The organism is Gracilibacillus oryzae, assembly GCF_009498735.1.
In the GTDB taxonomy this organism is placed as follows: Bacteria; Bacillota; Bacilli; order Bacillales; family Amphibacillaceae; genus Gracilibacillus; species Gracilibacillus oryzae.
Map to the genome: position 1 here is coordinate 43,669 of NZ_ML762433.1, position 14,040 is coordinate 57,708.

General features: G+C 36.4%; 10 protein-coding genes. All 10 read right to left on the reverse strand.

Annotation, left to right across the window (positions count from 1 at the left end; all coding sequences use genetic code 11):
• Positions 1-19: 19 nt before the first annotated feature.
• The 10 genes from F9U64_RS13495 to F9U64_RS13540 all read right to left on the reverse strand — a co-directional run bounded on the left by F9U64_RS13495 (position 20) and on the right by F9U64_RS13540 (position 13,920).
• Positions 20-1,036 (reverse strand): endo-1,4-beta-xylanase, encoded by a 1,017-nt coding sequence (locus F9U64_RS13495; protein ID WP_153404475.1) that lies wholly within the window; start codon positions 1,034-1,036, stop codon positions 20-22.
• A 178-nt stretch (positions 1,037-1,214) separates the two neighbouring features.
• Complete coding sequence (locus F9U64_RS13500) at positions 1,215-2,510, reverse strand: endo-1,4-beta-xylanase (protein ID WP_228275718.1); 1,296 nt, start codon at positions 2,508-2,510, stop codon at positions 1,215-1,217.
• A 128-nt stretch (positions 2,511-2,638) separates the two neighbouring features.
• A complete protein-coding gene (locus tag F9U64_RS13505; protein ID WP_153404478.1) occupies positions 2,639-3,586 on the reverse strand; it encodes a carbohydrate ABC transporter permease in 948 nt (315 codons plus the stop codon).
• Positions 3,587-3,600: 14 nt separating this feature from the next.
• Positions 3,601-4,506 (reverse strand): carbohydrate ABC transporter permease, encoded by a 906-nt coding sequence (locus tag F9U64_RS13510; RefSeq protein ID WP_153404481.1) that lies wholly within the window; start codon positions 4,504-4,506, stop codon positions 3,601-3,603.
• 8 nt (positions 4,507-4,514) lie between these two features.
• Positions 4,515-7,058 (reverse strand): DUF5696 domain-containing protein, encoded by a 2,544-nt coding sequence (locus F9U64_RS13515; RefSeq protein ID WP_153404484.1) that lies wholly within the window; start codon positions 7,056-7,058, stop codon positions 4,515-4,517.
• Between the two features lie 16 nt (positions 7,059-7,074).
• Positions 7,075-7,701 carry a YIP1 family protein gene (locus F9U64_RS13520; protein ID WP_153404527.1) on the reverse strand — a complete coding sequence of 209 codons (627 nt, stop codon included), beginning with the start codon at positions 7,699-7,701 and terminating at the stop codon, positions 7,075-7,077.
• Positions 7,694-9,097, reverse strand: coding sequence for a hypothetical protein (locus tag F9U64_RS13525; RefSeq protein ID WP_228275726.1), 1,404 nt, complete (start codon positions 9,095-9,097; stop codon positions 7,694-7,696). The genes F9U64_RS13520 and F9U64_RS13525 overlap by 8 nt, the downstream gene beginning before the upstream one ends.
• 75 nt (positions 9,098-9,172) lie before the next feature.
• A complete protein-coding gene (locus F9U64_RS13530) occupies positions 9,173-10,048 on the reverse strand; it encodes a carbohydrate ABC transporter permease (protein ID WP_407647327.1) in 876 nt (291 codons plus the stop codon).
• 2 nt (positions 10,049-10,050) lie between these two features.
• Positions 10,051-11,007, reverse strand: a complete 957-nt coding sequence (locus F9U64_RS13535; protein ID WP_228275719.1) for a carbohydrate ABC transporter permease — start codon at positions 11,005-11,007, stop codon at positions 10,051-10,053.
• An 18-nt stretch (positions 11,008-11,025) separates the two neighbouring features.
• The gene (locus F9U64_RS13540; protein ID WP_153404659.1) at positions 11,026-13,920 is read right to left on the reverse strand and encodes an extracellular solute-binding protein; all 2,895 of its coding nucleotides are present in this window, start codon (positions 13,918-13,920) and stop codon (positions 11,026-11,028) included.
• Positions 13,921-14,040: the final 120 nt, after the last annotated feature.

The following is a 14,040-nucleotide window of genomic DNA, read 5'->3' on the forward strand; positions in this document are numbered from 1 at the left end:
CCTCCAATCTAACTGAAATTTACGAGCGTGCGATATCCAAAACTCTCCAGTATGATTGTTTCGGATTATGGTCTATATCAAATAAAAACGGCCAATTTTTTCTATTTCTAACAGGAAAGTTATCTAACCAAGTATAATCATCTGCTGCTCCCCAAAAGGTAACAGATGTAATGTATTCACTATAGTCCTTAAATAAATAAAAGATTTGTTCGTATCGTTCCGCTTGTCGAATCATCATCTCTTCTGTTGGATATTTCAAATCAGTTCGTTTATCTTCATAATTGAAAACGGATACATCCAGTTCCGTAATATGTAACTGAACGTTAAGACTTGCATATCTCTCAATTGCTTTGCGAATATGGTCAAGAGATGGAGTCTCCAAATTCCAATGTGCCTGCAATCCAATTCCATGAATAGGAACATCTTTAGACTTTAGTGATTTAACTAACTTATATATTTTTTCCCGTTTTTCCGGAACAGATTCGTTATAATCATTATAGAACAACAAAGCCTCTGGATCTGCTTCATGCGCATATAGGAATGCTTTTTCAATAAACTCCTCGCCAGCAATATCGAGCCATTTTGATGGTCGAAGAAACTCTCCAACTTTATCAGAAATAACCTCATTTACCACATCCCAGGCATAAATATCTCCCTTATACCTAGTTATTATAGTATCAATGTGATCTTTCATTCTAGCTAAAAGTGTCTCGCGATCAACAAGGCTCCCATCTTGACTATGAAACAACCATTCAGGTGTCTGATTGTGCCACACAAGTGTATGCCCTCTTACATTTAAACCGTTTTGTTTTGCAAATGAGATTAACTGATCCGCCTGGTCAAATGTGTATTGATTTTCTGATGGATGGAAGCTCAAAAATTTCATTTCATTTTCTGCTGTCACACTATTAAAATGGCGTGTGATTAACTCATGTTGACTGATGATAGTCTTAGGATTTACCGCGGCACCAATTAAAAAGTGCTCCTTATAATCATGGTAAAGCTTTGGATAGTTGTTACTTTTCGTATTTTCCATTGGAAGCATTCCTCCTATATAATTATTTTCTATTGAATTAATTTTATTTGATATAAAGTTAGAGTGAGTTTAGCACAATCTTATACTGACAACAACCTGTTAATCACTTGGTATTCACCTAGTAAATAATAGGTGAATTTATTTTCGAAAAACTTATGATAGCATTGACGTAGCCAGATTAAGGTAATTTTGATGGATCAACAACTCCCCAAAATGCTGGCTTTGCATGAAGCTGTTTATCAAATAATAGTGGTGCATTCGTTCGTTCAATTGGAAAGGAGTCAAGCCATGTATGGTCATCTGCAATACCCCAAAAAACAACACCGCTAAGAATTTCTTTGTTTTCTTTAAATGCTTCAAATAATTCATGATATCTTTCTGCTTGCTTCTGTAATATTTCTTCAGGTATCTCCTCCCCATAATCACTGTGGTCATCCCAAGCATAAATGCTCATATCTAACTCAGTTACAAGATTATCAAGTCCAAGGTCACTAAACATTTGCATCGATTCAATGACTGATGTAACAGTTGGTCCATAAAGATCAATATGTGTCTGATGTCCAACTCCATCAATAGGAACTCCCTTGTCCATTAATTCTTTTACTAGCTTATAGAGATGGTCACGTTTAGCTGGATTGTCTGTACCATAGTCATTAATATAAAGTTTAATGTTTGGGCCACCTGCTTCACGTGCTGCTCGAAATGCTGTTTCAATAAAGTCTGGACCAGCTATTTTGTACCACTCACTCGCCCGCATCCCTTCAGGATCTCCTGGTTCAATTACTTCATTTACCACGTCCCATGACTTTATATCATCCTTATATCGACTTACGATGGTTCGAACATGACTATCTAAACGATCTAGTAGTAATTTCTTGTTCTCTTCCTGTTTTACTGGATCGGTCTCATCCACCATCGGTTTACCTTCAGCATCTGTGAAAAACCAATTACCAACTTGAGTATGCCATACCAATGTATGAAATCTTAGTTCCATCCCATTAATTTTAGCAAACTCTACAATCTTATCTGTATTTTCCCAGTTGTATTTATCTTCAGAAGGATGAATAGCATCGGGCTTCATTACATTCTCTGCCACCAGATAATTGACATGCTTTTTAAGAAGCTCAGACTTTAGCCCAGTGGTTTGAAACGGCTCTACCGCCGCTCCTATAGGGAAATACTCTGCATAAGCTGCGGCAAGAGATGGTATATCTTCCTCCACTGATGGTACAGGAGTTTCTTCGATACTATCATGCTCGTACTCTACAGCGTCTTCTGTTACCTGATCGTTAGTATTATTGCTATTACTTTCACTTGAGTGATTTAACTCATTTTCTTCTTCACTGTTCTGATTTTCAGTATTTCTCACTAATGTTTCCGTAGATTGGCAACCGATAATGAAAAATATCGAACATACCATTATTATTTTTATCATTAAGCGCTTACTCTTAGTTAAAATAATCTGCCTGTTCATACGACAGCCTCCTTATTTAAAAATCAGGAAACGAAGGAAAAATCATAGAAGTACCATTCTCGTAGTATAAGAATGCCTTGCGGAAGATAGAGGATGTAATTTATCCGCAAGGCTCTAGTAAACATATTCTATCCAACAATCCCTGAACGTTCTATACTTTCTACGAAATAACGTTGAACAAATAAATAGATGATAATAAGGGGCAAGATAGCTAGCAATATCCCCGTATCCTGTACCATACTCATATAGAATGGATCCTTATTTGTTGCAACCCCGCCTTCCAGTTGAATTGACAGGTTGTGTGGTAATGAAGACAATTGTGTTGCCATTACATTACTTGAAGTGAGGTATGTTGTCGTATAAAAACTGTCATTCCATTGCCAAACAAAGGAGAAAAGCATTACAGTTACTATCGCCGGTATAGCATTTGGCAACATGATACGTAAAAATGTTTTTCCAACACCTGCTCCATCAATATATGCCGCTTCTTCAATAACTTTTGGGATGCCTCTAAAGAACTGTCGGAATATAAAAATATATAATCCTGCTTTAAGAGAGTTAGCTGTAATGGAAGTCAAAATAAATGGCCAATAAGAGTTTAGTAAATTTACAGAATCTCCTGTAAGTAGTGGAATTATACCCATTAGTGTAAAATCCTTCAGATTCATATATATAGGAATTAGAATCGTTGTTGGCGGAACTAAGATTGTTAATATAACACCAGCGAAAAGTAATTTACTTCCTTTGAAACTTAGTCTGGCAAATGCATAGCCAGCAAGTGCACAAGAAGCAGTAGTTAAAATCGTTGTTGTACTTGAAAGTAGAAATGTATTAAGTAAAGTCTCCCAATAATCCATAATTGAAATAGCATTTTTAAAATTTTCTAATGTGAAGTTTTCTGGAATCCATACGACGATTGGAGAATACAAGTCACTTTTATGTTTAATTGCAGTAGCTATTTTTTGTAGAATTGGATACAAAATTACAAACGACAACCCAGCAATTAAAACAAATCTTACAATTGACCATAACCAACGCTTCCAGTTCTCAAAAGATAGTAATCGTGTCATTAACATACTACATCCCTCCTCTATTCTTGATAAAAAACTTTTCTAGAAACGAAATACGTACTAATAACCAAGACTAACATTATTGCGATAAAATAAAGCCAAGCCATCGCAGAACTTAGGCCAAAGTCACTGTTGTCAAAACCCGTTGTCATAACTAATTCAGTTATTGGGCTTCTGGAAAACGAGTCAATAATAGTATAAATCATATTTACTAAAATAAGAGGACTAACTAATGGAAATGTAATCTTCCAAAAAGCCTCATAACCAGTAGCACCCTCCATCTTTGCTGCTTCGTATAATTGAGGTGATACTGTTTGGATTCCGGCAAGAAAAATCAGAATCTGAACACCTGACTGACTTACGATTTGATAGATCCGATCAACTGCACCAGTTAGATAGGCTACAATTGTTTCATTTACACCAGACCTTATCATGATTCTTTCAAGTTCAAAAGATCCAAAAGCGTTAACCAATCCACCAGAATTTGCATTCTGTTCATTTACAGCTTGTACTAAGCTTGTTGATTCCAAGTTTAAAATAACACCAGATGCTAGTATTACTGGGAGAAAGAAAATACCTCTAGCAAAAGTCCTGCCAAAGAACCTCTGATTAAGCAATACAGCCAAAAACAAACTAAATATAACGATTAATGGTATATTTACAATCATATTTATAATAGATTCAACTAGAGTTCTATTGAAATTTGTGTTAACTGTTAAAGCTTCAACATAATTCTTAAACCCAATAAATGTTATCTTCATTCCTTCCGAACTTGCTTGGATAGAACTAAAGCTGAATTTTAATGATGTTAACAACGGAATTAAAAAGAAGAATACAAAGCCGAGTAACCAAGGTAACACAAAGATTACACCCCAAAAGGCCTTTTGACCTTCATATGACTTGGGAGTCAAGCTGAATTTTGGCATTTATTTCATCATTTCTCGCCTCCTGACACGTAACCCATTGGTTCAATAGTATTACCTTCAATTGTTACTGACGATTGATTGTAATTCACTACTACAAACATATCGTTATCGTATACTGTTTTATATACTCCATCTTTCAGTTTTTCATGAGACTTAATCTGTTTATTTTCTACACTTTTAAGAATCGAGTTAACCTCATTGTAGATTTCCACCGCTTGTTCTAACCATGATTCATAATTTACAGCGTATAAATAATCAAACTCCGTATCTTTTACGGTGTAATTAGACGCATTGATCCATTTAAAATGAACGCCTGAACCATACTCTAGACATTTCAAAACATACTCTTTCATATTTGTATAAGTAGAAAGGTTATACGGTAACCCAGTATAATCTACATATCCACGAATCACCATTTGATAGAATGGCACCTCTTCATCTTCCAGTTTAAATCTACTATTTCCCATCGGGGCATCGGTAAGATTAGAAATGTATGGCAGCGCATAAGCATTCCCGCCTTCCGCCATTATCTTTAAACCTTTATCTTGAATCATGGTAAAAGTATTTCTTGAAACAACTTTGGACTGAGAACGATATATTTGTTCGTTTTCCCTAAAATCACTATTTAGTTGATCAGCTAAATCCCGAAGTGAGATTCCCGCTGTTTCATATTCCTCTAGCTCACTAAGCATATCCTCGGTATATTCTTCTACTAATTTTGGAGAGATAACATAAGACGGTGATTTTGTTCTATCCCTTCGATCAAGCGTAATATCTATTGGATATACGGCTGCAGGAACACCTCTTAGTGTTCTTGATGCTTCTGCTTCTATATTGAAACCAGAACCTGAATATGCTGATAAAAGAGCAACATCTGGGTATAAGCTTATATTATTTTCTTGAGTGAAAGTTATAAACTCTTTTAACCCTCTACTTCCACCAATTGTGTTTTCAACTGATATATCGTCTGGCAGTTTGTGATTGATGCCTCCATTAAACCAACCTGAAAACTTTAAATTTATATTTTCAATTTCTTGTGTCTGTAACTGACTTAAAATATATTCCGCCTCATCAAATGTAGTTAAGGGTTCTATTGAACGGTATGGAACACCCATAAAATGCTTTTGTTTAGATATACTACCAACAAGATCTAAATAAAATGGCAGATTTTGCGTTTCATTTCCTTCTTGAACAAGTGGTAACTCCTTCCTGCTTACCAGATATTCCTGATACGATTTCGCCATTCCGGTATAGGATGCCTTATCTCCATTTAAAAATAAATACCTTACTGTATAATCTGTATTCATTGGCACATCTTGGAACTTAGGTAAAGTACGCTCTTGTTCATTCGCCTGTAAAGTTACCTCATCTTTGTTAATCACATAAAAACTTGGGTAAACATAGTTATAACTGTTTAATCTGCCACTAATATCTGCATTAATATTAGCAACTGACGCCCCATTCTCAATGATTCCTAATAATGCGTCTTTTTCATAAATAAGGCCAAATACAGGTAATCTTACTTTCTGTTCCATCGAGTTAGATTCTGGAACTTTTAGAGCTAAATCCACTCCATACACTGACTGCTGATAGGATGGATATTCTGTTTTTCCATTGTTAAAATGAATTAGAGCCCCAGATCCATCAGGGACAAACAGTGACCCTTGATCTTCCATCCCTCCTGCTCCAAAAAAATTCATAAGCGAGATCATATTGACAGGGTAGTCTTCAGGGTAATGAATGCTTGAAACTGGTACATTTACTACGAGACTATCCGTATCCAGAGTATACTCGATAGCAGCTTGAAAGATACGGGTGGAGGATTTTTCCTGGGTAAAGTTCAATTCTGACATATCCTGTTGCAAGTCTTCTTCCGTATAACCAGCATCGCCAAACGCTTGTAAGGCCTTCTCTAATTGAAGCCCATTTAGAGCGCTATCATTCCTTTCATAAGCTGAAGTCTCTTGATTCTCTGTATAAGCGATCATCATGGATCGTTGTCCTGTTTTATCCAACTTACTTGATAACTCATCAAACCGGGCTTTGCTTATCATAAGTGGTAAGTCATCTATCGATCTCTCAGTCTTACCAAATTGATAATAAACTTTAATCCCATTAGGAATTATTTCGAATTTATACTGCTTATGGGCAACACTATCAGAGTAAGTATTAATAGAGTTTAACTGATTAAACTTATTATAAAAATCAATCTGCATTTGAGCAGATAATAAGGATTTGTTTACACCAGTAGCTATCGTATCTGTCTCTCTTTCAGGCGGATTACTGTGCCAGATTTTCCCGCTGTTCTTATTAAGAATAGCTATACTTCCTGTTTCCTCTGCAATAAACAATTGCAACTGGTCATTTTCTACGATTCCTTTCATACCAGGTAATCGATCGTCAGTAAATGCTGCCTGCAAAGGCTCTCCAGGTGTAATAAGATATATATTTTGCTCATTGTCTTCTCTCAAAGTCGATGAGGCCGAATTAGAACACCCTATAATAAAGAAAATAAAACTCATCAGCAATAGAACCATCTTCATTATGTTCATTCATATCCCTCCTTTCTTAATACCTAATGACAATCTCCTGATAAATCACATGAAAAAATGCAACTATTTGCTGAATCAGACTGAAGAACAATAAACAGAGAAATGCCATAAAACCCATTGCCAAAATTGTAAGTAAGATCGTTCCTACTGACTTCATTGGAGCAAATTGATGTACTGTCATGTTGCCAATAAACAGTAAGTAGAGAAACCACAGAAGTGCAAAGGTGCTTGAAAAGTAGTAAAATGTGGTCTCCTGCATTGAAACAAAGTTGCTTAACCAAATCCATGGAAAATTAATAATAATTAATGGAGTTAATGAAAAGCATGTAGATGTGAAAATTTCAATAAACTTCCCTTCCCCATCCATTAAAGTTGTAAGTGACCAATTCGCAACACACCAGAACAAAAGTGGAACAAGTACATATAAAATCTCTAGTAAACTATTCATATTATTAGGATTGTATATGTTAACCAAAAATCCACTATATTGTGTACTTAGAATGTTCGTCACAACCATCGAAAATAAAATAACAAAAGAAATAATTAGATTCATCCTTTTATTCATTTCATACTTCAAATCCCAAAAGCCATTAAATGGATGAACAATGAGATAAAACGGGTATTTAATCATCTCCCTATTCAATAGCTATCCCCTTCTTTCTCTTCCTCATTTTTCTATATGTTCTGAATCCGATCATCCCGATGGCAGAAACCAATATAATTGTCATCAAAGCAGGAAAGTAGTCTCTTAACAATTCTTTACGATAAAGCAGAAATGCTTTCGAATAATTTTTTTGATCCAAACTTTGTTTAAAATTTTCCATTGCACCTTTGTAATCACCTTGTCTTAATAAAGCTTTGCCTATCCCGGTGTAGGCAAATTCAAGATTTGCATTCAATTCAATCGCTTTCTTGTACAGTTGAAACGCCTTTTCTTCATCTCCCTGATAGTAACTTCTGTTTGCCTCATTTATTGTATGGCCATAGTCTGTTTCACGAAAAACGGTGATTTCGCCAACTGTTTTATCTAACACAAGAAAGCTATCATCAACACGTTCAATCGCAACTGGAGTATGAAATAAGCCTATTTGATTCCCCAGCCCTCCAAAAACGTACATTAGATGACCATCGCCATTATAAGTAAATATTCGGCCTTGCTTGGAATCAAGCACAGAATATACCTCACTATCAGTGACATCAATATCAATTAGTCGAGAGGGTCCAACATCATGTGGATATCTAATGTCTCCAATAGGGCTGTAATACCCTTCTCTTCTTAGAATATCCGTACCCCTGGCATTTAGCTTTTTTATCTTATCACTGCTGTCATCACCATTAGTTGCATAAATGAAGCCTTCACTGTTTATATCAAGGTTAGTAAATTCTGTTGGTATGAACATCATCATCTGACTTCGTTGGGCCTGTGTGGACAACCGTTTCCACAGTAACTCAATCGGATCAATTTGTACGCGATTAGCACCTATGAAGGTATTAAACTCACCATTGACGTTGAATTCCATAAAACCATCAAATACTCCTGCTGCCATAACATAAACTCTATCAGCATTATCAACTACTACACGAATTGGCTGGAAAACGTAATCTTCTTTTAATAATTCAGATTCTGGTTTTTCGATGATACCCACTAAATGATAATGTTGATCAAGATGAACGACTCGGTTGTTTCCCGTATCAGCAATGAAAATGTGCTTATCTTCTGTAACATATATCCCTTGTGGATTTGAAAATGTTTCTGTTTTATTCTCATTTTCAAAAGAATCAATGGCATCCAGGGCCTTGAATTCCTTATCCATAATAACTACACGATTATTGCCTGAATCCATTACATAGATCGTTTTATCTTCTGTTACGAATAAATCGTTTGGTTCCTTAAACGCGCCAAATTTCAGATCATCGCCTTGAATTAAAGTAGCAGCCTTAAAGGCATCTGGAGCTGCAATGGAATCACCCCAGAACGAATAATTATAGGAAGGTACGTCAACGTGTGCATTTGCACTGATTGGCTTCATATGAATCATGAATGAGAATATCATGGAAACAACTAGTAATTTGCTGAATATCTTTATTCTATTCACTCCACTTGCAACTCCTTTTTAATCTTTAATTCCTGAATTCGCCATCGTCTGCATTACGCTGCTTTGCGAAATAATAAAGAGAGTAATTGGTACGATCATTATGAATAATGCAACAGCCGCACCAACCCCTGCTCGAGCAATCCCCCCCTGTATAATTTGACCAAGCGCATAATGAAGTGTTTTTAAGTTCTCACTGTAAATAAAGTTACCTCCATCTGTTCCCCACAGCATTGGAAATTGAAGTATCATTAATGTTAACCAAGCAGGTTTTACATTAGGCATGACAATACTCCAGAATATTCGATATTCACTTGCTCCATCGACCTTCGCAGCTTCCAGCAATGCATTTGGCAGTTGTTCCATAAATTGTTTCATTAAAAATAATCCCAGAGGAAACGCTAATGATGGAACAATTATAGATGCCTGAGTATTTATCCAGCCTAACCAGGACATCACCATATAATTAGGAATTGCAGTTACGTGTGGTGAAAACATTAATGATAATACAACAATTGAAAAAATCGCTTTAGATCCGAAAAATCGATATTTAGCAAGCGGATATGCTGCCGCTGATGCCAGTAAAATATGACCGACAGTACCTGCGATCGTTATAAATAATGTGTTGGTAATGTATCTAGATAAAGGCACCCAGGAATTCCCCATTAAAGAAACTAAATCAAAGAAATTATCTAAAGTCGGATTCCGCACAAAGAACCTTGGTGGAAAGATAAACAATTCATCTAATGGTTTAAATGCATTATTTACCGCATAAACTAGCGGCAGTGCCATGAACGCCCCAAATAATGCTAAAAACACGAACATCAGGAAGGTGACGGTAAACGACCGGTTAAGTTTTTTATTCATTCGAAAGAGTTTTATTGTATTAGAAACCATTTTCATGCACCTACCTTTCTTAGTAATCTCTGAACCACCATATTAGTACCAACCATTATAGTGAATAAAATCGTTGCAATTGCTGATGCGTATCCCATTTCAAAACGAATGGTTCCATAATCCATTAAGTGCGTTACAACAGTATGTGCAGCGTAGTTAACACTTGGGAAACCTGCAAGAGCGATCGATATTTCGGCAACTGCAAATGATTGTGTAATTTGCATAACTGCCCCAAACATTAACATCGGTCTCATTGATGGTAAAGTTATAAACCATAGTTCCTGCCACCTGTTTTTAATTCCATCAATTGCTCCCGCCTCAATAAGAGAACGGTCAATTGTTTGCAAACCTGCGATAAAAGCAAGAAAACCGGCACCCAAACTTAGCCATAGTTGAACGATAATAACCACTGCCAGAATATACTGCTCATCTTTCAACCATTGAATTGGCTCTAAGATAAATCCAATGTTCATAAGTATCCCATTCAGGTATCCATAGCTATCACCCGAAAAAATAATCAGCCAGATAAAGAATACGTTTCCTGAAATGGAAGGTGCATAGAACACCAGCGTCATAAATGCTCGGACCTTTGGCGAAAGTTCATTGATTATCCAAGCAAAGATAAAGCAAGCTATATAACTAATTGGTCCAGTTATGATCGCAAACATAAATGTATTCTTTAATGCGATACTAAAAATATCGTCACTCAGAAATAATCGAGAATAATTCGACCACCCAATAAATCGTGGAAATTCCAGCATATTAAAGTAAGTAAAGCTAAGTCCGAACGATATAACTACCGGAATCACCGTAAATAATAGGAATATAATTAAATAGGGAGCCATCAATACGTAATAATGTATATTTTTTCTTAATTCCTTCAAAAAAGAGGCTATACGTGATCGCTTTTCTGGATAACCGGATTCCTCCAGAGGTTGTTCTATCGATTTTGATTGCACTTGCATCCACCTCCTATCCTAATTCGGTAAATTAAATTCATCTCGTTTCACTTCAATTTCATCGTTGATATACAGAATATAATCTGACAATGCTTCTCTAGGATTTTCATTCGCATTTACCACTTTCCTAAACGCATTGTCCAAATGTCTACCTGTAAAGTAACCTCCTGGAACTTGTGGTATTCCTCTTACCCACTGCCATTGGCTCTCCAAATTGTTATAATCCTCGACTGGCCATGGTAATTCTTTTAGTGCTTCGATATTTGCCGTAGGATATCTCGCTGCCTCTCCCATTAAACCTTCCATTTCCCGACCGAAAGATATTTGAGTTTCTTTCTCTGTCCACCATTTCATAAACTCCCATGAAGAATTTTTGTCTATTGCATTCTCAAGCATCATTACTGCTGTTGTATGACTGGCAACTTCATGATTAATGCTGCTATCTTCTGTTACTGTTCCAGGAACCATAGTAAAATCCCACAACCCTTTGATTTCAGGAGCCAGTACAGTCAACATATTATAAGTAGTATAATCTGCTATACCAATCGGCATCTCTCCAACTCGGAAACGGTTAGGGAAGTCAGCCATTAAAGGAAACTTATAATTGGTGTAAAATTGGGTCCATGTTTTGAATTGTTCCATAGATATTTCAGAGTCTAACGCACTAGATTTCTGATCATCTTCATAGAACTTACCTTCATTTTGGTACAATAGCATCGAAAAGGTTGCATTAGGTACCATATTCGTTTGTTCCTGTGCCTGTGGATCATCAATTGGCAAAAAGAACTCTAAATTATGTTTTTGTAAAACAGAAATCATATTGTAGACATCCTCCCAAGTTTCCGGGGGAGTTAAACCTAGTTCGTTCAGAATATCTTTACGATAGAACAACATCGGAAAAATTTGCTGTTCAGGCAGTGCATATACTCCACCATCAAACTCATAAGGTACTATTGCACTATCTCTAAATCGACTGGAAATCTCTTCATAATCATCAAACTCTGTCAAATCAGCAGCTGCATTTCTCATGGCATAATTAACAGGAATATCCTCACCAATCTGCAGTGCTACATCAGGACCTTCATCAGCTAATGTTGCTGGCAATAGAATATTTGGAGGTACTAATCTTAAATTAACCGAAATGTTCGTTTCTGGAGTAAAAGTATCGTCAATCAGCGATTTTAAAACTTGTGCCTGGTCTCGTCCTGTGGTAATCCAGACTGTGATAGAACGTTCTTTTTCTGATATATTACCGATGCTGTCATAATCTTCGGTATATGAAGCAAGAAGTCCACCAGTCTCATGAGCTGCAGTTTCTAAAATCGTTGCATGCGCATCCGGCAACTCTTGATCAGGTGAAGAAACGACTAAATAATCAAGTGTAAGAGGTTGTTCGCGAACCGTTAACATCCATGTTCCTAAACCACCCACATTAACCTTAAAATTATCCAACCTTCTTGCAATCGTATCGGGATTCTCGACCATATCATTCAATTGTCTTACTAAAGAATGGAGAACCGCAACCTTATCACTTCGTTCCCCTGTCGACTTTTCTAAGTGCTCTGCAACGCTTTGAATCGTCTCTGCCTGCTCAGTAAATACATCCAGCATATCCGGAATACGTTTATCTAATTGATAATCTCGAAATGGATCAGGTGTATTTGATGTAATCATTAATATTTTTCTGTACATTTCGTTAAGCTCAAGTACACTCGATTCAATTGTCTGCAGCAAAGGAGCCATATCCCCAAGTGAAACCATCATTCGAATACGGTGAGTCCCTTCCGTCAAGTGATACAGAAACGGTTCTTCCTCACCAAGAACATCCATTTCCCAATTCATATTATGGTTAAATCGAATCCTTTTCATTTCTTCAAATGGAGATTTTCCATCAATAGTGATACTTCTTGTTGCATATACTCCCTGAAGTTGATCTTGCTTACGTTTTAGTGCTATTTGATATAATCCATCTCTTTCTACCTCAAATTCCCATTCAATCCATTGACCTGGCAGCTTCCAATTCAATCCTCCAATTGTATTCATCCTCAGTTTGGAAACATGATAAGGCATTACCGTTGGACTTGATCTATCTGACAAAGGATATAGCGTCGGAGACGATTTGCTAGTCGCTTCTTCTGCTTGTATAATGATGTATTGGTCTTTTGTCTTTTCAATCCCTTTAGCATTATATTCTTCTTTTACTTCTTCGTAAGGCAGAGGTAAAGCTTCCTGATATAACTCAATATAATCAATTGCCATTGGTTCTCGTAAAGATGACAGAGAAATTTGTTGAACGCCAGAAGCAAAATAAAAAGAATACGGTTCTTCATAATAACCTTCACTATCCATTAGTGGCTTTAGTATCCACTCAGGCCGTTCGATTTGCCTTGGTCTCAGTTCATTCCCTCTATCGTCCATCTGAATTTCTTCATAACTGTTATCCCAAATCCGATCAAATAACAATAACCCAGCACCGTTAAATGGGATTTGGTCATTTATTGCGAATTCCCTTTCAATAGCAGAGCTCTTTCCTTCCATAGGATAGTAATGAATTCTTATGTTATACATCCCTGGCTTGTCAATTCGTACATTCCACTTTATTGAGCCCTCTTCAGGTGTTACCACTGCACTTCCATCTAAACCTTCATAGTTTTCTTCGACAAAAAATCCATCATTACTTGCACTAATAAAGTCCTCTCCTTCAATACGAACAATTTCATCTGGTCGCTTCTCAGAGGAATATATAATTTCATAAGTGTCATATCCATCTTCCTCCAAACCACTTGTAATAGCTTCAAAATCATCGATGGCTTTTACCTGACCTGGATTAGTTGAATCCAAAGGATAAAACCCCCAAATTAAAGCTAATATAATTACTATTACTAATAGGATTTTCAGCTTGGTATATCTTATTAATTTCACTCTTCTCCCCCCTGTAGCAAAAGTTCGATGCACAAAGCTTAGTTACATTAATAAAAATTACAAGGTACTTGATGAGTAACAAGTACCTTTTTCAGATTCACTTAAAATGAT

Bases quoted from the DNA above. Each gene is read 5' to 3' on its own strand.
- F9U64_RS13500 (WP_228275718.1), bottom strand. From the start codon at position 2,510: ATGAACAGGCAGATTATTTTAACTAAGAGTAAGCGCTTAATGATAAAA.
- F9U64_RS13510 (WP_153404481.1), bottom strand. From the start codon at position 4,506: ATGCCAAAATTCAGCTTGACTCCCAAGTCATATGAAGGTCAAAAGGCC.
- F9U64_RS13530 (WP_407647327.1), bottom strand. From the start codon at position 10,048: ATGGTTTCTAATACAATAAAACTCTTTCGAATGAATAAAAAACTTAAC.
- F9U64_RS13515 (WP_153404484.1), bottom strand. From the start codon at position 7,058: ATGAACATAATGAAGATGGTTCTATTGCTGATGAGTTTTATTTTCTTT.
- F9U64_RS13495 (WP_153404475.1), bottom strand. From the start codon at position 1,036: ATGGAAAATACGAAAAGTAACAACTATCCAAAGCTTTACCATGATTAT.
- F9U64_RS13505 (WP_153404478.1), bottom strand. From the start codon at position 3,586: ATGTTAATGACACGATTACTATCTTTTGAGAACTGGAAGCGTTGGTTA.
- F9U64_RS13525 (WP_228275726.1), bottom strand. From the start codon at position 9,097: ATGATTCATATGAAGCCAATCAGTGCAAATGCACACGTTGACGTACCT.